Raw genomic sequence first — 20,965 nt, forward strand, 5'->3', positions numbered from 1 at the left:
TCAGAGCCCGGTTTCCCGCCCCTGGGCCAGGCGAATCAGGTTGTTGCGGTGACGCACCACAATCAGCAGGGTCAGCAGTCCGAACAGGGGCAGGGTTTCCGGTTCCAGCAGGGCGCTGATGAGTGGGCCGCTGGTGATCGCCACCAGAGAGGCCACGGCTGAAATGCGCCAGCGCCACATCACGCCCAGCCACAAGCCCGCCATGATGGCGGTGGTGAGCGGTGCCAGCGCCAACCCTGCCCCGAGAGCCGTGGCAACACCCTTGCCGCCTTTGAACCGATAGAAAGCCGGGATCATGTGTCCGGTCACCGCGCACAGGGCAATCATGGCCTGCACCAGAATGGACATGCCAAGACTGTGGCCGAGCCAGACGGGCAGCCAGCCCTTGAACGCATCCAGCGCCAGGGTTGCCAGCGCAGGTTGCCAGCCACCTGCCCGGTACACATTGGTGGCTCCGGGGTTGCCGGAACCCAGGGCGCGAGGATCTGGCAGTTTCCAGAGGCGGCACACTGGTATCGCGAACAGCACGGAACCCGCCAGATAAGCGCTGGCGCAAAGCAAGACAATCGCAACGGGTTGGCTAAAGACGTCCATGGCGTAACCGCTGTACAGAGACTGGGCCCTGTGTTCTGTGAGAAAATGCCGCCCGCATCAAGGCAGGCTGATTGTCCGTCACAGTATCGTCTGCCTGGGTAATATTCAATCAGCCATCAGTGGAAGGCTCGGGAGACCGGTTTGGCAAATGGCAAATGGGACACAGTCCTGATCGAAGGACTGGCGGTGGAAACCGTGATCGGGGTGTACGATTGGGAACGCGAAGTCACACAGCGGCTACTGGTGGATCTGGAACTGGCGTGGGATAACTCGGTGCCCGGCGCCAGTGACGATGTTGCCGATGCACTTGATTACGCCGCCGTTAGCGAGCGGGTCAGTCAGTGCCTGAAAACGCTGCAGCCGGAGTTGCTGGAGCGGGCCGCAGAGGAAGTTGCCCGTTTGCTGCAGAGCGAGTTTGGCGTGCGTTGGCTGAGGCTGACGTTGAGCAAGCCCGGTGCTGTGCCGGCCGCACGCTCGGTGGGCGTGAGAATTGAGCGGGGGGCACGGGCATGAAACGTGTATACATCAGTATCGGCAGTAATATTGAACGCTATCGCCATGTCAGCGCGGCGCTGGATGCTCTGGCCGGTTGGTTTGGAGAATTGGCCATTTCTCCGGTTTACGAGAGCGAATCGGTCGGCTTCGATGGCTCGGATTTTCTGAACCTGGTGGTGGGTGTGGATACCGATATGTCGGTAGGAGAGCTTTCCCGGCGCTTCAAAAAACTTGAGGCAGACAACGGCCGCAAAGCTTCGGCGCCCAAGTTCAGTCCAAGGACTCTGGATCTGGATATTCTCACCTGGGGCGATGCGACCGGCACCCTTGATGGGGTTGAACTGCCCCGGGCTGAAATCCTAAAAAACGCATTTGTCCTGAGGCCGCTGGCCGATATTGCTCCGGACGAATTGCACCCTGTGTGTGGAGAGAGCTATCGCAGCCTCTGGCAGTCTTACCAGAAGGACCAGAAGCTCTGGCCCGTCGATTTCACCTGGCAGGGGCGTCAGATCTCAAGTTCCGGAGCGGTCGCGGAATAACCGGATCAGGTTGTCGGTGGCGCTGTCTCCAGCGCTGCCATCTTCACTCTCGCCCAGCAGTTTCGGAAGAATTTCGTTGCCAATCTGTTTGCCCAGCTCCACGCCCCATTGATCAAAGCAATCAATATCCCAGATCACGCTCTGCACGAAGGTGCGGTGTTCATAAAGTGCAATCAGTGCCCCCAGGGTGTGCGGAGTCAGGCGTTCCATCAGCAGGATGTTGCAGGGCCGGTTACCGGGAATGGCCTTGTGTGGGGCCAGTTGGCGGGCGGCATCACCATCAAGACCGCCGGCCAGCAGTTCCTGTTCGGCCTCTGCTTCCGTCTTTCCGGCCATCATGGCCCGTGCCTGAGACAGACAATTGGCAAACAGAGCAGCATGGTGGCTGGCCACCGGATTGTGGGACCTCAGGGGAATGATGAAGTCGGCAGGAATCAGCCGGGTACCCTGATGAATCAGTTGGTGATAGGCGTGCTGGCCGTTAGCGCCCACGCCGCCCCAGAGCACGGGCCCGGTAGGGTAATCCACGCTGATGCCATTCTGGGTTACGCGCTTGCCGTTACTCTCCATATCCAGCTGCTGAAGGTGCTCCGGCAGGTATTTCAGGTATTCGTCATAGGGCAGTACCGCATGGCTCTCGGCGCCCCAGAAATTGTTGTACCACACGCTGAGCATGGCCATGATTACCGGCAGGTTTTCCCGCTCGGGCGCTTCCCTGAAATGGGTGTCCATGGCATGTGCACCGGCGAGTAGCTCCCGGAATGCCGCCATGCCAAGCGTTAACGCAATCGGCAGGCCGATGGCGGACCAGAGGGAATAACGACCACCTACCCAATCCCACATGGGAAAGGTGTTGGCGGGTTCGATGCCGAACCGGGCCGCTTCTTCGACGTTGGCCGTGACTGCCATGAAATGCTGGGAGACCGAGGCTGCGTTGCCACCATTATCGAGAAACCATTGCCGGGCGAGCAGGCTGTTCTCCAGGGTTTCCTGGGTACGGAAGGATTTTGACTGCACCAGAAACAGCGTGGTGTCCGGGTTCAGGCGGGTGAGGGTTTCAGTAATGTCGGTGCCGTCGATGTTGGCAACAAAGTGACAGTTAATGGAACCCTGCCAGTAAGGGCGTAGAGCTTCGACGGCCAGCTTCGGCCCGAGAAACGAGCCGCCGATGCCAATGCTGACAACGTCGGTAAACCGGGCGCCGGTGTGGCCGGTGCGTTCACCACTGTGAATGCTTTCAACCAGCGCTTTCATCTTCCCCAGTGTGCGATGGATTTCGGGAATGATGTTGTCGCCGTTAACCCGAACCTCGCCCTGTTCACCCTCACGAAGGGCGGTGTGCAGGGCGGGGCGTTGTTCCGTGAGGTTCACCAGACCGCCCCGGAACAAGGCCGTGCGACGTTCCTCCAGACCACAGGCCTGGGCCAGGTTGAGCAGAGCCTCCAGCACTTCGTCCGTCAGCCGGTTGCGGGAGAAATCCAGCGACAGGCCGGCACCCTCTACCAGGTAACGCTGGGCACGGCCCGGATCCTGCTGAAACAGCTCCCGCATGGGTAGATGTTCGAGCCGGGCTTTGGCGTCGTTGAGAGCTTGCCATTCTGCTCGGCTGGTGAGCGCAGGGTGTTTCTCAGGCATCAGGGGGTCCCTTCCGTTGTCTGGGGGTGAGGCTCCATAGTAAGGTTTCAGCGCGTGATCGAGAGGTTATCAATCAAACGGGTGGTACCCAGGAACGCTGCGACCAGTAGTGTGAGCTCGCGGTCATCCTTGCTGGCGGGCTTCAGGGTCAGGCTGTTGACGATGTTGAAATAGTCCGGCCTGAGCCCTGCCTCAGACAGTGCATCGCGTGCCTCCTGCTCGAGGATGCTGTAGTCGGTGCGTCCCTGTGCCAACTGGTCAGCGGTATGACGGAGTGTCCGGAACACCACCGGAGCGATGCCCCGCTCCTGCTCGGACAGATAGCCGTTACGGGAGCTTTTCGCCAGGCCATCGTCTTCCCGCACCGTCGGCGCGCCAATCACTTCCACCGGAATCATCAGATCCCGGGCAAGTTTGCGTATCACCGCCAACTGCTGAAAATCCTTTTCGCCAAACACGGCAATGTCGGGCTGAACCATGTTGAACAACATGGTAACCACGGTGGCCACGCCTTCAAAGTGGCCCGGCCGGCTGGCGCCACAGTGGCCCTCGCTGACTTCGGGAACCACCACCTTGGTCTGATTGGCGAGCCCTTCCGGGTAGATCTCTTCAACGCCCGGGGCAAAGACCAGAGTATTGCCCGCTGCCGCCAGCCTTTCCTGGTCTTCAACCAGGGTTCGCGGGTAGGTGTCCAGGTCTTCATTGGCGCCGAACTGCATCGGGTTCACGAAAATACTGGTGACGACGATATCGGAGGCCTCGGCCGCCTTGCGCACCAGCGAGATATGGCCCTCGTGCAGGTTGCCCATGGTGGGTACCAGACCGATGGTCTTACCCTGCTGGCGATAGCCCCGCAGAATCGTGCGCAGTTCTTTGAGTGAGTGTACGGTTCTCATGCCTTGAACGTATGCTCCTCGGCTGGGAAAGTGCGTGCTTTGACGGCTTGGGCATAAGCCGCAATGGCTTCCGGGATGGAGTCGGTCTCGGCGAGGAAGTTCTTCACGAAACGGGGTTTGCGGCCGGTGGTGACGCCCAGCATGTCGTGCAGTACCAGTACCTGGCCATCGGTATCCGAGCCTGCTCCGATGCCGATGACCGGCGCCTTCACGGCCTGGGTGATACGAGCGGCGAGCGGGGCCGGTACACACTCCAGCAGGATGAGATCGGCACCGGCGGCTTCCAGTTCGCAAGCATGCTCAATCATGGCCTCGGCGGCCTTCTCATCACGTCCCTGTACCTTGTAGCCGCCGAACTTGTTGACGAACTGTGGCGTCAGGCCCAGGTGGGCACAAACAGGCACACCACGTTCACTCAGGGCTTCGATGGTGTCCTTCATCCAGTCGGTGCCTTCCAGCTTGACCATGTGGGCGCCGGCGCGCATCAGCTCCGCAGCATTGTCCAGTGCATCGGCAACGGTACCGTAGGACATGAACGGCATATCGGCCATGATCAGGGCGCCTTTGTTACCGCGGGCGACACAGCTGGTGTGATACACCATCTGATCCATGGTGACCGGGAGCGTACTGTCGTGGCCTTGCAGCACCATACCAAGAGAGTCGCCAATCAGGATGACATCAACGCCAGCCTCGCTGACAACCTGAGCAAAGGTTGCATCATAGGAGGTCAGTGCAGAGAAGGCTTCGCCTTTTTGCTTGTATTCCCGCAGGGTATTGATGGTAACTGCCATAGAATCCTTGCCTTTTGGGTGGATGGGCCAGTTTTGGACCGGGGTCGACCGGTGCTCAGAGCGTTAATGTAAATCCCGGGTATATCAGACACAAGAGTAGCATGGTCTTCCTCACCTGGATGCCATAAGGAACCTGGTCAGGGGTGCGCCTGGGCTGGCAGCTTGCGCAGCTGGTTGTCCGGGCAATCTCGGCGCAGTTCCGCAACGGTGGTGCCGTCCGGCAGTGCCAGTTCCGGGGCCAGGTCCAGCAGGGGTTGCAGGACGAAATCACGGTTGGCCAGTTCCGCGTGGGGAACGGTCAGGCGCGCGTCGTTGAGGGTTGTCTGACCAAACAGCAGCAGATCCAGATCCAGGGTGCGTGGTCCCCAGTGCCTCAGCCGCTCACGGCCGTGGGCCTGTTCAATAGCTTGCAGGCAATCCAGCAGTTCGTGGGCAGAAAGATCGGTACGCAGATGAACGGCACCGTTAACGAAATCTGGTTGATCCTGCGGGCCGACGGGGCGGCTGGCATAGAACGGAGATTGCGCGACCAGTGTGGATTTGGGTAAGCCCGCGAGTTCCGACACGGCTCTTGCCAGTTGGGCTGCAGGCTGTTCCAGATTGCTGCCCAGCCCAATATAGGCATCGACTGTCATGGCTGGGGCGGTTTTCTTGCAGGTTTGCGCTTGCGACGGCGCTTTTTCGGACCACCGGAGCCCAGCTCGGAAAGCATTTTTTCCTGCGCACGCTCATCCGCCTGCTGGAATTCCGTCCACCATTGCCCGAGGCCCGGCTCAATTTCGCCCGCGGCTTCCCGCACCAGCAGAAAATCGTAGGCCGCCCGGAAGCGCGGATGGGTCATGGTACCGAACGCACGTTTGCCCTGGCGACGGGGTAGCCGCATCTGCAGTTCCCAGATTTCTTTCATGGGGCCCGAGAAACGTTTCGGTATTGCGGTTGCCTGCACCTGGCGCCCGATCACCTTGCCGATGGCGCCGTGCAGCGCGGGCTGAACCGGATCGCCATTGTCCTGGCGCCTGCGCCATTCCACCTGCAGAGCCGGCCAGAGCATGGCCGCAAACAGGAAATACGGGGTCACTGATTTGCCCTGGGCAATCCGGGCATCGGTGTTGCGAAGGGCTTGCAGTATCAGTTCATCGGGTTCGCCGGCAACCAGTGCCCGGGCGGTCTCCGGGAACAGTGGGGCCAGCAGCCCATAATCCTGAAGCAGGCGATAGGTTGCCTCGCCGTGGCCGGCGGAGAACAGTTTGAGGACTTCATCGAACAGCCGGGCCGGAGGGATGTGCGCCAAGAGCGGGGCCAGCTCCCGAATGGGGGCCTCTGTTTCCGGTTCAATCTCGAAATCGAGTTTGGCCGCAAAACGAATGGCGCGCAGCATTCTCACGGGATCTTCCCGATAGCGGGTTTCCGGGTCGCCAATCAGGCGGATCTGACGGTTTTTCAGATCCTGCACACCGTTGGCAAAGTCGATAATGGAGAAATCCCGGATGCAGTAATACAACGCATTGATGGTGAAGTCGCGCCGCAGTGCGTCTTCTTCCTGATTGCCATAGACATTATCCCGCAGTAACAGACCATGTTCACTGGTCTTGTGCTCGTCGTCGGCCAGGTCGTCATCGGTATCCCGGGCATTACCACGAAAGGTGGTTACTTCGATGATTTCCCGCCCAAACACCACGTGCACAATGCGAAAGCGGCGACCAATCAGGCGGGAGTTCCGGAACAGGTCGTGAACTTCTTCGGGTGTTGCGTTGGTGGCTATGTCGAAGTCTTTGGGTTGTCCGCCAAGGAGAATGTCGCGAACGCCACCGCCCACCAGATAGGCCTCGTAGCCGGACTTGTTCAGACGGTGCAGTACCTTCTTGGCCGGTTCACTGATCATGGAGCGGGAGACGTTGTGCTGATCCCGCGGGATCTCCTGCCGCTGGTAGTGGCGGGCTTTCTTCTTCCCGTTGCCGGGAATGAAGGAGCGTAGTTTTTCAACAAGTCGTTTAGGCATGGAATTCCGTGTTTGCGAAGCGCAAAAACGGGGATTTTAACGGTTTGCGCAGGAATTGCACATGTTTGACGGAAATGCCAGTGAATAAAGTGGTCATGGAGGCCTGTTGAGGGAAGGCTGTTTTTGGCAGTCCGGAAAATCAAAAGGCGGATCCGTTTTCACGAATCCGCCCTGAAAGCGTTGACGATCTGCATTGTTTTTGTTGTTGCCGGGATTCTTTTTGATTCTTTTACCCCACTGTGTTGTCCCCAAGATAAGGACCTTAAGCAATGCAAACGGAAAGCTTTGAATACATAGAGCGGCCAGGAACACGGTGCGGGTTATGGGAGTATCTGCAGTGTCGCCTGGAAGACGATTCTTCTCTACATCTACAACTCGCACGTGTCGTGGGACCCCTAAAAAGCATAGTACCCAAAACACTCAGTTCGCTTGCACCCTGTTCTTGTTTTTGTTGCCGGGCGCTCGTGCAGCTATTTGTTTTTGTTTTGGCGCTGCGTTGTCACTTTTGTTTTTGTTGTTGTGCGCTTATTAGAGTGCAGTGGTCGTGCCAGTTTTTGAAAAGTCTTGTTAAACAAGGGGTTGTAAAAATGAGGTTTGTAAGTGTTACCCCGTATCTCCTGAAAGTGTTACCTGGGTCTCATGATTTGGACAGGAAGTGTTACCGAGAGGAACAGGTGGTAACAACTGATTCTAGGTTCATTCTTTGGGTCAGGCTTTTTTGCGGGGAATGCCCAGGCGTTGCCGACGCTCCCAAAGTGACTTCCGGCTGATGCCCAGCTTCTGTGCCAGCTCGGTCTCGCTCATCCGGTCCTGATTTTCAAGCACAAAGTGTTGGAAGTAATCCTCCAGCGACAGATCGTTGGACGAATCGACATCCCTTGCAGGGGTTTGTTCATTATTGCCCTCAACCAGGGTTTCCGGGATGTACTCGTCGGCGGAGTCGCTGTCCAGGTCCAGTACCGCCGGGGTAATGACATCGCCATCGGTCAGGATTGAGGCCCGTTCGATGGCGTTTTCCAGTTCCCGGACGTTACCGGGCCAGCGGTAGCGTTCCAGGGCCTGCATGGCCTCCGGGCTCAGAGACAGCTCCGGACGACCAAGCTTGCTGGCCTGGCGTTTCAGGAATCGGCGGGCCAGGCCCAGAATGTCGGCGCGACGTTCCCGCAGGGGCGGTATGCGGATCTGCATTACATTCAGTCGGTAGTAAAGGTCTTCCCGGAACTCGCCGGTTCTGGTCATGGCTTTCAGGTTTCGGTGGGTTGCGGCGATCATCCGCACGTCCACGGTCCGGCTCTGGGTCGAACCCACTTTGCGAATCTCGCTTTCCTGCAACACCCGCAGCAATCGGGCCTGGGCTTCGGCAGGGAGTTCGCCGATTTCATCCAGGAACAGGCTTCCACCGTCCGCCGCTTCAATCAGGCCGGTGCGAGCCGAGACGGCGCCGGTAAAGGCGCCTTTCTCGTGGCCAAACAGTTCCGATTCGATCAGGCTTTCGGGAATGGCTGCGCAGTTTACGGAGATGAGCGGTTTGCTGGCCCGCGGGCTGAGCAGGTGCAGAGCCCGTGCCGCCAGTTCCTTACCGGTACCGGATTCGCCCTGGATAAGCACTGTGGTCTCGGTGGGGGCGACTTTGCGAATCAGGGTGAACACCTTCTGCATGGGCTCACACTGGCCAAACATGATCTCGGATGGGTCCGAATCGGGCCCGCTCGGGCTGGTGGCATCACCAGAACCGGTTGTTTCATAGGAAGCCGAAGACTTGCGTGCCAGAATATTCTCTACAGCCGCGAGCATTTCGTCATGGTCGAAGGGTTTGGCAATGTAGTCCACGGCGCCCATCTTCATGGAGTCAACCGCGGACCGCAAACTGGCATAACTGGTCATGATCAGTACCGGCGTGTTGGGGGCGCGGTTGATCATTTCCGTACCGGCGGCGCCTGGCAGGCGCAGATCGGTGATGACCAGGTCGAAGCTGTCCGGGTCGAGGCCCTCGGCTTCTTCCACCGAGACAGCATCTGCCACCTCATAGCCGGCGTGCTGGAGAAGTTTGCGAACCGCCGAGCGGATAATGTCTTCGTCTTCAACAATCAGAATACGGGGCATAGGGTGTTCACGACCTTTCGTTCGGGCTGCTGTAACCGCTGTCGGTATCAGGCTCGTAGGCAGGCAGGCGGAGTCTCACGCAGGTGCCCAGGCCGGTTTCCGGATTGGCCGGGCTTTCCACCTGAATGTTGCCATAGTGCTCTTCAATGATGCTGTACACCAGTGACAGGCCAAGCCCGGTTCCTTTGTTGGGGGCCTTGGTGGTGTAAAACGGTTCGAAAATATGATCCAGCTGGTCTGCCGGTATGCCGGAGCCTTCGTCAATGACCTCGATGATAGCGGAGTAGCCGTCGGCCTTTCCAGCAACCCGGATGGTACCGCCGTCTGGGGAGGCGTCCCGGGCGTTGGCCAGCAGGTTGATGAATACCTGCACCAGCCGTTGTTCATCTCCCAGCACCTGCAGGCTGGCGGGGCACTCGTTCAGAAAACTGATGCCGAGCCCCTTGTCACTGAGCGACAGCAGGTTGATGGATTCATCAATGCAGCGGTGCAGGCTGACCGGCTCATAACGGTTGGCGTGGGCGTGGTTGCCGGTACGTGCGAAGTTCATCAGCGACTGCAGGATGGTGGATATGCGTCGGGTTTGCTGCTGGATCTGGTCTGCGGTTTCCAGAATGGAGGGATCATCGGTTTCCAGTTTCAGGTTCTGGGCCAGAGACGAGATGCCGGTGACGGGATTACCGATTTCGTGAGCGACGCCGGCCGCGAGGCGCCCTACGGAGGCCAGTCGTTCGCTGTGCATCAATTCATCTTCCAGCAGGCGGGTTTCGGTCTGGTCTTCCACCAGGATGATCGAGCCGCCTTCGGTGTGATCCGGGCCGCTTAGCGCCGCCTTGTGCAGGTTCAGCCAATGTGGCTTGCCGCGAAGATCCAACCTGTGCTTGTAGCGGTGCAGGTCGTCGCCTCGATTGAAATCGTCCAGCAGGGCGTGCCAGTGCTCCGGCAGTGCCAGCAGCTTGGCCCCGACCACTTCCTCGGCGGAAATGTTGGTGAGGCTCTCCATGGCATGATTCCACATCAGAATTTCGCCGTCTTCACCCACTGAACAGGCGGGGATGGGCAGGTTTTGCAGGGTCTGCCGGTAGTGGCGGCGAAGGTTGTCCAGTTCGCCGGCCAGGCCAGTGAGCTGATTCTGGTAATCACCCAGCGCTCGCTCCACATAGCGAATATCCTGTCCGGTACCTCCATGGGTCAGCGGTTTGAAGCCCAGGTGGCGCTTGACGATGTCCCGTGCGACCGAAGGCCCCAACAGGCCAGACAGGTTGATTTCCACTTGATCCCGCAACCGCCGCAACTGGTAAGGCCGGAACTCGACATTGGGGAGCTTGAGCTGGTTCAGGGCCCGCTCCACTTCCCGACGGGCGACCCGGATGCCCAGTGGCTCGGCCAGTTGCTGCACGAATTCGTTGGAGGATGCTGCCAGCAGTTCCCGCCGCTGCGGCCGGGACAGGGCGCCGAGCGAGCACGCCTGAGCGGCACTGGTTTCATCCGGTGATGCCGGGCTGAGAATTGAGATCAGCGCGAACACACTGATGTTGGCGGTCAGGCTGACGAAGGTGAACAGGTGCCAGTTGTCGTAGCCGAGCGTAACCGGCAGCTCAAGCCAGGACAGGATGTCTGCCGCCACCGAGAACGGCAACACCAAGGTGATCAACCAGATGAACAGGCCGGTAAACAGGCCGGCAATCAGGCCACGGCGGTTGCCTTCGGGCCAGTAGATGACGCCAAGCGCGCCCGGCAGCAGCTGCAGTGTGCCGGAGAGCGAGATGGCGCCCAGAATAGACAGGTCCAGGTGCTGGCCAATGGTTTCATGGAACAGCAGGGCCAGAAACAGGATGACGGCAATCAGTAGGCGTTTGACCCACTGCAGCCAGCGATAGATGTCACCTTGATCCCGGGGCGTCTTGAGCGGCAGAACAACGTGGTTAAGCACCATGCCGGACAGGGCCAGGGTACTGACGATCATCAGTCCGCTGGCGGCGGAAAGCCCGGCAATGTACATGGCCATGGTCAGGACGGGGCTCTCCAGGGCCTGGGCTACGCCGATACTGAAAAAGGCCGGCGGAGCGTCAACCGACAGCGCCTGGCCACCCCAGACAATCAGCGGCACCGGCAGGCCGACCAGCAGCAGGTACAGTGGCAATCCCCAGCTGGCCTTCGCGAGGGCACGGGGGGACGGGTTCTCACTGAAAGTCATGTGGTACATGTGGGGGAGCACCAGGGCCGCGGCGAACGACATCAGCAGCAGTGCCCGCCAGCTTCCGTCATTAATTGCCATGGTCATGGTGGCTTCCGGATGTGAAGTTTCCGCCAACCAGGCCTCAAGCCCATTGGTACCACCGAAAACCGAGAACAGGATAACGCCGCCTAAAACCAGGAGGGCAACCACTTTCACCAGGGAGTCGAAGGCGATGGCCAGTACCAGCCCCTGATGGTTGCCGGAGGCCTGATGGCGACGGGCACCAAACAGCATGGTGAACAGCACCACGATCAGGCTAAACATGACGCTGATAACTTTCGGCGGCGCATCCGGGGCGAGCAGGCTGGCGGAAACCGAGACTGCCTGAATCTGCATGCTCAGCAAGGCCAGAATGGCTGCAGCCGAACACAGGGTGACCAGGGTGCCCGCCCACTGGCTGCGGTAACGATAGGCGAAAAGATCGGCCAGCGACGTCAGTTGGTAGGCGCGGCCTATGCGGAGAATCGGGTTGAGCAAAACCGGTGCCAGCAGGAAGGCGCCGCTGATGCCCAGGTAATAGGCCAGGAAGCCGTAGCCGGAGTCCGCCGCCATACCAATGGCGCCGTAGACGGCCCAGATGCCGGCATAAACCCCAAGGCTAAGGGTATAGATCAGTGGGTGGCGAACCCAGCGACGCAATAACGTGCCCCGTTCGGTGCCCCAGGCAATGCCGAACAGAACGATCAGATAAAACAGGCTGGCCAGGAGCAGGCCGGTGGCGCTAAAACTCATTGGGATCCCGCCGCCATTCCAGCCAGAAACCGATAGCAATCAGCCCACCCCAGATCACGAAGGGGCTGTACCAGGCATTCTCCGGCGATGTCCACCAATCCAGGATATTGGGCGAAAAAATATAGATAGCCAGTACCAGCAGAAATACCAGGCGGTAGATATACATCGGGTTATCGGTCCGAAGGCGAAAGTGTCCCGCCGGTTATACCACGGGCCTGCCCGGATGTCAGGGGAATGGCGCTCCGTTGCCAGTGGGCCTCGGCCCAATTGAGAACTTCTTCAACCGTGGCAAGAGCGAGTGTCGGCTCCGGTTGCTGCCCCATGGCCTGAAGTGCCAGAAAGAGATTGCGGGCAGGGTGATCGTCATCCAGGGCCGGAGCGTGGGTCTGCTTGCTGAGTTTCTGGCCTTGTTCATTGACGATTACCGGAATGTGCAGCCAGTGGGGTGGCTCGGCACCCAGGGCCCGGAAGACCTGTTGTTGCTGCGCGGTCATGTCGAGCAGGTCAGAGCCGCGAACCACATGAGTGATGCCCTGGTCGATATCGTCGACAACGACTGCCAGCTGATAGGCGTAGAAACCTTCCTTGCGCAGAATGACCGGATCGTCCAGTTCGGCGTGCACCATCTGTACCTGGGGGCCAAGCAGATCGTCCTGCCAGTGACTTGCTTCATCTTCGAGGGCAAAGCGAACGGCGTATGGGCCATCCCCGGGGCTGGTGTCACCTCGCCGGCACCGATTGGGATGGTAGCCGTGGTTGTCTTTGAGTTGTTTGCGTGAGCACCGGCAGCGATAGGCTTTGTCCTGCGCCAGCAGAGTTTCGATGGTGCGCTGGTAGGCGTCATGGCGCCGGGACTGAAAGCGGACGGGCTCGTCGGGGAAAAGGCCGTGGCATTCCAGTGAGTGCAGTATCTGGCCGGTGGCTTCCGGGGGTTCCCTTAGTGGGTCAAGGTCTTCGATACGAACCAGCCAGTCACCGCGGGCATGCTTTGCTTCCAGCCAGCTGGCCAAAGCCGTTACCAGGGAACCAAAGTGCAGTGGGCCGGTGGGGGAAGGGGCAAACCGCCCGCGATAACGTGAAGTCGCCATAGGCGTAGAAGGGCCGGCGGAGGACTCGCCGCCGGCCCGGGGCAGCGTCAGATGCCGGTCTGGCGTTCGCGAATCTCAGCCAGGGTCTTGCAATCGATGCACAGAGTGGCCGTCGGACGGGCCTCCAGACGACGAATGCCGATTTCCACACCACACTGGTCGCAGAAACCGTAGTCGTCCTTGTCGATACGATCGATGGTCTGGTCGATTTTCTTGATCAGCTTGCGCTCGCGGTCGCGGGTGCGCAGTTCCAGGCTGAACTCTTCTTCCTGGGTTGCGCGATCGCTGGGATCCGCGTAGTTTGCTGCGTCTTCCTGCATGTGGTGCATGGTGCGGTCGACTTCTTCCATCAGCTCCTGCTTCCATTGCAGCAGCAGATCTTTGAAGTGCTGGAGCATTTCCGCACTCATGTAGTCTTCACCCTTCTTCATTTCATAAGGGGTGAAGTTGGTAAAACGTTCGCGTGGTTGTTCTGCAGTGTTTGCCATTGAACCCGGCCTCTTGTTTGTACTTCACAAGAACGCTTTGCTTCCCTCCGCGCCAGTGTGGCTGCGCGGTTTTACCCTGGATAGCATTCGTCCTGAAACGGGAATCTGCGGAAAATAGCAGATAAGTCACAGGGGTGCCAGCCTTGTGACACGTACTTTTTGCGGAGAGCACATGAAGTTTCCTGAACCTTTGGTAGAAGGGCGGCTGATTCGCCGCTACAAACGCTTCCTGGCGGACGTGCAATTGCCGGATGGCACTGAGGTAACCGCCCACTGCCCCAACACCGGTTCCATGCTGGGGTGCCAGCCGGAAAATGCCCGGGTGTGGTTGAGCCGGAGTGACAATCCCAAGCGTAAGCTCCAGTACACCTGGGAGCTGGTGGAGACGGAGCCGGGGGTGCTTGCCTGCGTCAATACGGTCCGCCCCAACGCTCAGGCCCGCGCCGCTATCGAAGCCGGTGTGGTTCAGAGCCTGGCCGGCTACGCTCAGTGCCGGGCGGAGGTGCGTTACGGTTCGGAGAAAAGCCGGATCGATCTGTTGTTGTCGGGCCATGATCACGATCCCGATGCCTGGGTGGAGGTAAAAAACGTTACCCTGGCCGAGGGTGGGGAAGGCTATTTCCCGGACGCCGTCACCGAGCGTGGCCAGAAACATCTGAGGGAGCTAATGGCTCAGGTTCAGAACGGAGACCGGGCAGTGCTGTTTTTTGTGGTGAACCACACCGGAATCGAGCAGGTCCGGCCTGCGGATCATATTGATGCCCGCTATGGTCAGCTGCTTCGAGAAGCCTGCGAAGCCGGGGTAGAGGTGATCGCCTATCGGGCTGCACTGGCCGGTGAAGATGGCAACCCTTCGGGGCGCCTGGAGCTGGTTGAGGAGGTGCCGGTCAGTCTGGAACCCTGACCTGCACCTCACCATCGTGCAGGCGAATGTCCAGGGCGGAGAGCGCATCGCCCTGGCAGGGGCCCGCAATGCATTCACCGGTACCGGGTTTGAACAGGGCACCGTGGGTGGAGCACTGGATAAACAGATTGTCGCTGTCCATGAATCGGCCCGGCATCCAGTTCAGCTCAATGCCCAGGTGAGGGCACAGGTTGAGGTAGGCTCGGGGTGTGGTGCCATCCAGAAAGGCAAAACCGGTGAGGGGCATGCCGGCCGGTTCTTTCGCTTTCTCTTTCAGGCGAAATTCCAGGAACTGGCCGGGAACAAGCTCACTCGCCGCCGCGACGGTTTGCCAGTTGGCTGCGTGGGCACTCATTTGGGCAGGATGGCGTAACGCATACGGGTGCCGTGGTTGAGTGACATCACGATTTCGTCGGCTTCCAGGCGGTGCGGGAAATAGCAGCCGGATATCTTGGCGCTGGCAATGCTGGCTCCTTCCATTCTCGATTTCGAGAAATCGATGCCGCGGAGGTCGGCGCCGCGGAAGTAGCCATGGCGGAAGTCCAGGCCCTTTGCGTCCATGCCGCGCAGGTCCAGCCCGCGGAAATCGCCACGGGCGAAGCTCGGAAGCTCGCTCAGTTTGGCTTTCTCGGCATTAAAGGCGTCCATATCCTCGCTACGGAGCAGGTCATACAGGGGGTGGTCTATATGCTGGAGATCGCTTTCCTGAATATCGTCCATCTTGCACCTCGCACGGACAGCAGGGTTTGTTTTTAGTGTCAGTATAGTGCGCCCTGCCAAAATGGCAGGGCAGCTCGGATCAGGCCGGCCCGGCCATGCCCAGATGCTGGCGGATGCGATCAGCAACCGCCTCGGCAACGTGCTCATCCTCGGTGTGCAGGTGCACCGTGTGGGTTTTCTCCTCAGTGGTCAGCGGCTCAAACCAGCTTTGCTGAGCATCCAGCAACTCTTCCGTTGCCTCCGAGGCATCACCTTTGCGTTTGCGCACCCACTCCCGGCGCAGAGCTTCCGGCGCCTCGCAATGCAGCAGAGCGAAGGGGACCCCCTGATTTTCGGCCACACCGGCAAACTGAGCCCGCTCCTTCTCTTTCAGGCAGGCCGCATCGACAATGACAGACAGCCCTGAAGCCAGCAGCTCTCCGGCCAGCTCTGCCAGATGCGCGTAGGTTTTTTCGGTTGCTTCCGGGCTGTAAAGATCGGTACCCAGGCCCGATTTGCTGTCGTCCAGGGGCCCCAGACCGTGCAGGCGCTTGCGCTCTACGTCAGAGCGCAGCCGGATTAGCCCGAGTTCCTCCGCCATGGCGGCACTCACGCAGGTCTTGCCGCTGGCGGAAAGGCCGGTGGTGGCCAGCAGGTAATGATTCGGTATGGCGCCGTAATCCTCCGCCAGTTGGGCGTAGCTCCGGTAACGCTGCATCAGGTCGGTTTTCTCGGCCTCGCTCAGGTTCGGGTTGCCCAGGGTGAACAGGGCGATTTTGGCCCGCACCATGGCGCGGTACGCCTTGTACAGGGGGAGCAAGGCCAGGCCTTCAAAATCACCGCGGTATTCCAGGTAGGTGTTCAGCACCCGGTTCGCCAGCGCCGGTTCCTGGCGGGATTCCAGGTCCATAAGCAGGAAAGCCAGATCATTCATCACGTCGATCCAGCGGAACGGCTCGTTGAACTCGATGCAGTCAAACACCGTCACCTGATCATTGAACACGGTAATGTTGGCCAGGTGCAGGTCGCCATGACATTCGCGCACCAGCCCGTTTTCCCGTCTGTGGGCGATTAAGTCCCGGCAGCGTTCGAAGGTGGTGCGGGTCCAGTCTTCCAGGTTGTCCAGCTGCGCCAGTAACCCGGCATCATCCAGCATGGGGCGGATCTGGTCGAAGTTTTCCTGCATGGCGGCATACACCGCCTCCGGGGTGCCCAGGGGCTTTTCATCGGCGACCGGTGGCAGGCTTTTGTGAAAGTCTGCAACCTGGCGGGCAAGATTGGTGAGCAGCTCTGCTGGCAGGTCGCCGCGTTCCTGGCGCACATCAAACAGCTGGTTCTGATCGAACTGGCGCATGCGAATGGCGTACTCGAAGGGGGAGCCTTCACCGCCCAGTTGAGGTTGCTCCGGGGTGCCTGTAATGGGTACCACTTCAAGGTAGAGTTCGGCCGCCAGACGGCTGTTCAGGCGCAGTTCTTCTTCGCAGAAGCGTTTGCGGCGTTCCAGGGTGGAAAAATCCAGGAACCCGAAATCCATGGGTTTCTTGATCTTGTAGGCAAAGTCACCGGTAAGCAGAACCTGTGAGATATGGGTTTCAATCACGCGGAATTCTTTGACCGGATGATCGTAGAGTTCCGGGTTCTGCAGTGCCTTGATCAGTGTATCCGGGCCGTTGGCGCTCACGTTGTGCTCCTGGAATCCTTGAAGTTGTTGATTTTTCGTTTTTTGGAGAGCTCCACTATAACGGGCAGATTACAGAAATAACACACACCAGACCTGCCGATAGCGGTGCCCCCTTCGATATAATCCCGCCATGAGTAAAAAAACACCTCCCCGCAAGAAAAAAACCGAATCCAGTCCTCGCCGCAAACGCTCCGGTCTCTGGCGCTTTCTGTTTCGCGCAGCTGCCCTGTGCCTTGTGCTGCTGGCGGGATGGATGGTCTATCTCGATGCCGTGGTGACCTCCCGCTTCGAAGGACGTCGCTTTGAAGTGCCCTCCCGGGTGTACGCCCGGCCCCTGGAACTCTACGACGGTGCCGGTATCAGCGCCGCCGCGCTGGTGCGTGAACTGGAGCTGGCAGGCTATCGCTCGGGCGACGGTCGTCGGCCCGGAACCTGGCAGCGAAATGGCGACCGTTTTGTCATCAGCACCCGGGATTTTTCTTTCCCGGATGGCAAGGAGCCGAGACGGCGTCTTTCGCTGGCGGTTCGTGGCGATCGGGTAGATTCGTTTTCCGTAATGGAGGGCGACAGCTCTCCGATTGTTCGGCTGGAGCCGGCTCAGATTGGCGGAATATACCCGTCCCACCGGGAGGATCGGATTCTGGTGGAGCTGGATGAGGTGCCAGAGGCCATGATTGCCGGTCTGATGGCTGTGGAGGACCGGCAGTTCTACGAGCATTTCGGCATCGCGCCACTCTCCATTGCGCGGGCGATGGTGGCGAACATCAAGGCCGGTCGTATAGTTCAGGGCGGTAGCACACTGACCCAGCAATTGGTGAAAAACTTTTTCCTGACCCGGGAGCAAACCCTTCTGCGCAAGGGCAACGAAGCCCTGATGTCGGTATTGCTGGAGCTGCACTACGACAAGGACGACATCCTCGAAACCTACCTGAATGAAGTTTATCTGGGCCAGGCAGGCACTCGCAGCATTCATGGTGTTGGCCTGGCCAGCCAGTTTTTCTTCGGCGAGTCGCTGAAGGATATTGATGTCCACCAGATTGCCCTGCTGATTGGCATGGTCAAAGGCCCCAGTTATTACAATCCGCGCCGGCACCCGGAGCGGGCCAAAGCGCGGCGTAACCTGGTGCTGGACGAAATGGCGGAGGCCGGGGTGATTTCCGGGCAAGAGGCCAGGGAGGCGAGTGCAAGGCCTCTCGGCCTCAGCGCAAAACCGTCCTATACCGATAATCGCTACCCGGCCTATATCGATCTGGTGCGCCGGCACCTGGCGCGGGACTACCGGGAGGAAGACCTGCAGAGCGAGGGCCTGAGAATATTCACCACCCTGAATCCGGAAGTTCAGCAGGCCGCTGAGAAGGCCGCAACCGATACCTTGCCTCGCCTGGCATCGGGAGAGGTGGCCGAGGCGCTGGAAGCGGCGGTGGTTGTCACCGCCAAGGATACCGGCGAGGTGTTGGCGCTCGTGGGGGGCAAAGACCCCCGCTTCGCCGGTTTTAACCGGGCAGTTGACGCCCGGAGGCCTATCGGTTCGCTGGTGAAGCCGTTTATCTACCTGACGGCGCTGTCTCAGCCGGAGCGCTACACCTTGATTTCGCCGGTTCAGGATAAGGCCTTCACCCTCGAGTTTGACGATGGTCGGCGCTGGCAGCCACAGAACTATGATGGCAAGGAGCGTGGTCAGGTGCCCCTGCACGAAGCTCTGTCCCGCTCGTACAACCTGCCGGCCGTGCGTGTAGGGCTGGATGTGGGCATACCGGCGGTGCAGGAGACGCTGAGGGCCTTTGGGGTGACCACGCCTATTTCGGATTATCCGTCGATGCTTCTGGGTGCCATTTCCCTGTCGCCGGTGGATGTCGCGCAGCTGTATCAGGGCCTGGCAACCTCCGGTTTCAATACACCCCTGCGCACCATTCGGGAAGTCACCGATGCCGCCAATGAGCCCTTGTCACGGTACAGCCTGAAGGTGGATCAGGTGGCCGATCCTGCCGCGGTGCACCTGGTGCAGTACGTTATGCAGGAAACCATGCAGGAAGGCACGGGCCGGTCAGCCTACTACCGGTTACCGGATTCCCTGACACTGGCGGGCAAGACCGGTACTACTGACGATGGCCGTGATTCCTGGTTCGCCGGTTTCAGTGGCGACCTGCTGGCGGTCGCCTGGGTCGGCCGTGATGATAACGGCCCGACCGCGTTGACCGGGGCTTCCGGCGCCTTGCCGGTCTGGTCTGCCACCATGGCGCAGATTCCCCAGCACGGTTTCTCACCGGTGATGCCCGATGGCGTTCAGTATCACTGGGTGAACCCGGGCGAACAGGCGCTGACCGGCGAAAACTGCGACAATGCCCGGCTGATTCCGTTTATCGCCGGCAGCGAGCCGGAACAGCACACAGGCTGCAACGGCAGTCTTGGCCGGCAAATTCGAGGTTGGTTTGAAGGATTGTTTCAATGAATAAACAAGTGATTATACGGTCAGCCTGTCTGGCCCTGTTTGTCGGCCTGGCCGGTGGTTGCGCCACCGGGCCGGGTGGCGGCTCCATCTATGTGCCCGTGGGGGGCGATGACCGCCGTTCGGCGCCGGAACCACCACGCACCAATATTCCTGATGAACAGGACGAACAGGTATGGCGCAAGAGCGAGCAACCGACGGTCACTGAGCCGGACTCGCCGAGCACCCGGGCGCCCAGCTACAGCGAATCCGGTGACCAGTTGCCGGCCGCCGCGCTCACGTTGGTGCGTGATGCTGATCAGCGCCTTCGGCAGGGTGATTCCGCCGGCGCCATCGCCCGACTGGAACGTGCCCAGCGCATTGCGCCAAGATCTTCCGAAGTCTATTTCAAGTTGGCCGAGGCTTACGTTGCCGGGGACAATCTGGGGGCTGCGGAGCAGTTTACTCTGAAGGGACTCTCGTTGGCGGGCAACGATGAACGCATGCAGCGTTCGGGCTGGTTGCTGCTGGCGGATATCCGCCGGGCTCGCGGTAACGTGGCGGGGGCCGATCAGGCTGAGGCCAGGGCCGCGGCGCTGTAACTCGGGTTGACGGAATGAATGTTCAGAGACCGTCCCTGGTCTCTGAACGCCACAGCAAAATCAGGGCTGTGGTATGGGGTCTGCCACGGTTGTTTCGCCGGCAACAACGGAGACGTTCTGTTGCCCATCAAACTCCAGGGTTTCATCGGTCTCGTTGTTGTCCAGCTGGCAGCTGTAGGCGATGGTGTACTGGCCTTCGGTCAGGAATGCTGCGGTCCACTCATAGAATGATCCGGATTCCTGAGCGGTGACCGGAACCACCATCAACGGGTTGGCGCCATCGCGACTGACGTTCAGGTCAATCGGTTCGACATCAGCGCCTTCGTAGACGTAGACCGCACCGCTGTACTCGCAATCCGCCAACGTGCCTTCTGCGTCGTCAGTGCCTCTTGTTTGGGCAATCGTTGCGTAATCAACGGTCCCCTCAATGGCGCCAACCTCCAGGTTGTCCACAAGTCGAAGCACGGGTTTGAGCATGTAATCGGCGAGCGCGTTGCCTGGCGGGTTCACAATGGATTTGCGCACATCAAAATCGATGGTGAAGTTGTTGCTGGAATCAGCCGCCACCACGAAGTCGCCTTTCAGTTTCAGTCCGCTCTGCTCACCTGAGGGAACGGCAAGGGTGAACTGGCTGCCGCCATCGCTTTCTTTGGTTACGTAGGAGTTGTCGGTGTCGATAATCAGCCGGATTTCGTTATAGACCCCGGCCGGCACTTCCTCGTTGGTGATCAGTGGCTCGGTTACGCCGCCTTGCAGTGTAAGCAGGTCAACCACACCGGTTTCATCAAGGTTGAATTCCAGCCAGTCACCGTCGGCCGGCTTGAGCCGGATGGCATTGAACGCGATGTTGACGCTGGACAGCTCCATGGTCGGGGCGTCGGTCAGTCCAACGGAGACCGAGCCGGTCTCACCCGATGATGAGGAACCGCCGCTACCACCGCATGCCACCAGTGCGCTGGCCAGCGCAGAAACGACAAATACTCTGCTCATTTGCTTCATAAAACCCTCCGGTTTTTTTGGTCCAGTTCTGGCCTGGTCGTTGGGTGCCAGTCAGA

At 59.6% G+C, this 20,965-nt stretch carries 21 protein-coding genes; 5 read left to right on the top strand and 16 right to left on the bottom strand.

What is annotated here, in order from left to right:
- The gene (gene plsY / locus Q669_RS08075) at positions 1-594 is read right to left on the bottom strand and encodes a glycerol-3-phosphate 1-O-acyltransferase PlsY (RefSeq protein WP_022991893.1); all 594 of its coding nucleotides are present in this window, start codon (positions 592-594) and stop codon (positions 1-3) included.
- A gap of 141 nt (positions 595-735) precedes the next feature.
- Between plsY and folB the strand changes: the two genes are divergently transcribed.
- Together folB and folK (Q669_RS08085) are read left to right on the top strand one after the other, a co-directional pair.
- Complete coding sequence (folB, locus tag Q669_RS08080) at positions 736-1,107, top strand: dihydroneopterin aldolase (RefSeq protein ID WP_011784193.1); 372 nt, start codon at positions 736-738, stop codon at positions 1,105-1,107.
- On the top strand, positions 1,104-1,628 hold the full coding sequence (gene folK, locus Q669_RS08085) for a 2-amino-4-hydroxy-6-hydroxymethyldihydropteridine diphosphokinase (RefSeq protein WP_011784194.1): 525 nt from the start codon (positions 1,104-1,106) through the stop codon (positions 1,626-1,628). Before folB ends, folK (Q669_RS08085) begins: the two co-directional genes overlap by 4 nt.
- Here the strand turns inward: folK (Q669_RS08085) and pgi are convergent.
- The 11 genes from pgi to dksA form a co-directional block, all read right to left on the bottom strand.
- Positions 1,602-3,263 carry a glucose-6-phosphate isomerase gene (gene pgi / locus Q669_RS08090; protein WP_022991894.1) on the bottom strand — a complete coding sequence of 554 codons (1,662 nt, stop codon included), beginning with the start codon at positions 3,261-3,263 and terminating at the stop codon, positions 1,602-1,604. The genes folK (Q669_RS08085) and pgi overlap by 27 nt on opposite strands.
- A 47-nt stretch (positions 3,264-3,310) precedes the next feature.
- A complete protein-coding gene (panC, locus tag Q669_RS08095) occupies positions 3,311-4,159 on the bottom strand; it encodes a pantoate--beta-alanine ligase (RefSeq protein ID WP_022991895.1) in 849 nt (282 codons plus the stop codon).
- Positions 4,156-4,950, bottom strand: a complete 795-nt coding sequence (gene panB / locus Q669_RS08100) for a 3-methyl-2-oxobutanoate hydroxymethyltransferase (RefSeq protein ID WP_011784197.1) — start codon at positions 4,948-4,950, stop codon at positions 4,156-4,158. The genes panC and panB overlap by 4 nt, the downstream gene beginning before the upstream one ends.
- A gap of 137 nt (positions 4,951-5,087) precedes the next feature.
- Positions 5,088-5,585 carry a 2-amino-4-hydroxy-6-hydroxymethyldihydropteridine diphosphokinase gene (folK, locus tag Q669_RS08105; protein ID WP_011784198.1) on the bottom strand — a complete coding sequence of 166 codons (498 nt, stop codon included), beginning with the start codon at positions 5,583-5,585 and terminating at the stop codon, positions 5,088-5,090.
- Positions 5,582-6,949, bottom strand: coding sequence for a polynucleotide adenylyltransferase PcnB (gene pcnB, locus Q669_RS08110; protein WP_011784199.1), 1,368 nt, complete (start codon positions 6,947-6,949; stop codon positions 5,582-5,584). Before pcnB ends, folK (Q669_RS08105) begins: the two co-directional genes overlap by 4 nt.
- A gap of 93 nt (positions 6,950-7,042) precedes the next feature.
- Entirely contained in the window at positions 7,043-7,330 is a 288-nt protein-coding gene (locus Q669_RS19280) for a hypothetical protein (RefSeq protein ID WP_141068050.1), read from the bottom strand.
- A gap of 327 nt (positions 7,331-7,657) precedes the next feature.
- Positions 7,658-9,052 (bottom strand): sigma-54-dependent transcriptional regulator, encoded by a 1,395-nt coding sequence (locus Q669_RS08115; protein WP_022991896.1) that lies wholly within the window; start codon positions 9,050-9,052, stop codon positions 7,658-7,660.
- A 7-nt stretch (positions 9,053-9,059) separates the two neighbouring features.
- A complete protein-coding gene (locus tag Q669_RS08120) occupies positions 9,060-12,023 on the bottom strand; it encodes an ATP-binding protein (protein ID WP_022991897.1) in 2,964 nt (987 codons plus the stop codon).
- Complete coding sequence (locus tag Q669_RS19715) at positions 12,013-12,189, bottom strand: hypothetical protein (RefSeq protein ID WP_011784202.1); 177 nt, start codon at positions 12,187-12,189, stop codon at positions 12,013-12,015. Before Q669_RS19715 ends, Q669_RS08120 begins: the two co-directional genes overlap by 11 nt.
- A 4-nt stretch (positions 12,190-12,193) precedes the next feature.
- Positions 12,194-13,111, bottom strand: a complete 918-nt coding sequence (gene gluQRS / locus Q669_RS08130; RefSeq protein WP_022991898.1) for a tRNA glutamyl-Q(34) synthetase GluQRS — start codon at positions 13,109-13,111, stop codon at positions 12,194-12,196.
- A 47-nt stretch (positions 13,112-13,158) separates the two neighbouring features.
- Entirely contained in the window at positions 13,159-13,599 is a 441-nt protein-coding gene (gene dksA, locus Q669_RS08135; RefSeq protein ID WP_011784204.1) for an RNA polymerase-binding protein DksA, read from the bottom strand.
- A gap of 172 nt (positions 13,600-13,771) precedes the next feature.
- On the opposite strand from dksA, the gene sfsA reads away from it, so the two are divergent.
- A complete protein-coding gene (gene sfsA / locus Q669_RS08140) occupies positions 13,772-14,503 on the top strand; it encodes a DNA/RNA nuclease SfsA (protein WP_022991899.1) in 732 nt (243 codons plus the stop codon).
- Here the strand turns inward: sfsA and Q669_RS08145 are convergent.
- From Q669_RS08145 to Q669_RS08155, 3 genes are all read right to left on the bottom strand, one after another.
- A complete protein-coding gene (locus Q669_RS08145) occupies positions 14,487-14,858 on the bottom strand; it encodes a Rieske (2Fe-2S) protein (RefSeq protein WP_022991900.1) in 372 nt (123 codons plus the stop codon). The genes sfsA and Q669_RS08145 overlap by 17 nt on opposite strands.
- Positions 14,855-15,223: a pentapeptide repeat-containing protein gene (locus Q669_RS08150; protein WP_022991901.1), complete on the bottom strand. Its 369-nt coding sequence runs from the start codon at positions 15,221-15,223 to the stop codon at positions 14,855-14,857. Before Q669_RS08150 ends, Q669_RS08145 begins: the two co-directional genes overlap by 4 nt.
- Positions 15,224-15,302: 79 nt before the next feature.
- A complete protein-coding gene (locus Q669_RS08155; RefSeq protein ID WP_022991902.1) occupies positions 15,303-16,883 on the bottom strand; it encodes an AAA family ATPase in 1,581 nt (526 codons plus the stop codon).
- Positions 16,884-17,013: 130 nt separating this feature from the next.
- On the opposite strand from Q669_RS08155, the gene mrcB reads away from it, so the two are divergent.
- Both mrcB and Q669_RS08165 read left to right on the top strand, forming a co-directional pair.
- Complete coding sequence (mrcB, locus tag Q669_RS08160) at positions 17,014-19,332, top strand: penicillin-binding protein 1B (protein ID WP_022991903.1); 2,319 nt, start codon at positions 17,014-17,016, stop codon at positions 19,330-19,332.
- Positions 19,329-19,910, top strand: coding sequence for a tetratricopeptide repeat protein (locus tag Q669_RS08165; RefSeq protein ID WP_014420459.1), 582 nt, complete (start codon positions 19,329-19,331; stop codon positions 19,908-19,910). The genes mrcB and Q669_RS08165 overlap by 4 nt, the downstream gene beginning before the upstream one ends.
- Before the next feature lie 60 nt (positions 19,911-19,970).
- Here Q669_RS08165 and Q669_RS08170 read toward each other — a convergent pair whose 3' ends face one another.
- Complete coding sequence (locus Q669_RS08170) at positions 19,971-20,909, bottom strand: DUF4382 domain-containing protein (protein ID WP_011784211.1); 939 nt, start codon at positions 20,907-20,909, stop codon at positions 19,971-19,973.
- Positions 20,910-20,965: the final 56 nt, after the last annotated feature.

The organism is Marinobacter sp. C1S70, from assembly GCF_000475355.1.
Taxonomy (GTDB): Bacteria; Pseudomonadota; Gammaproteobacteria; order Pseudomonadales; family Oleiphilaceae; genus Marinobacter; species Marinobacter nauticus.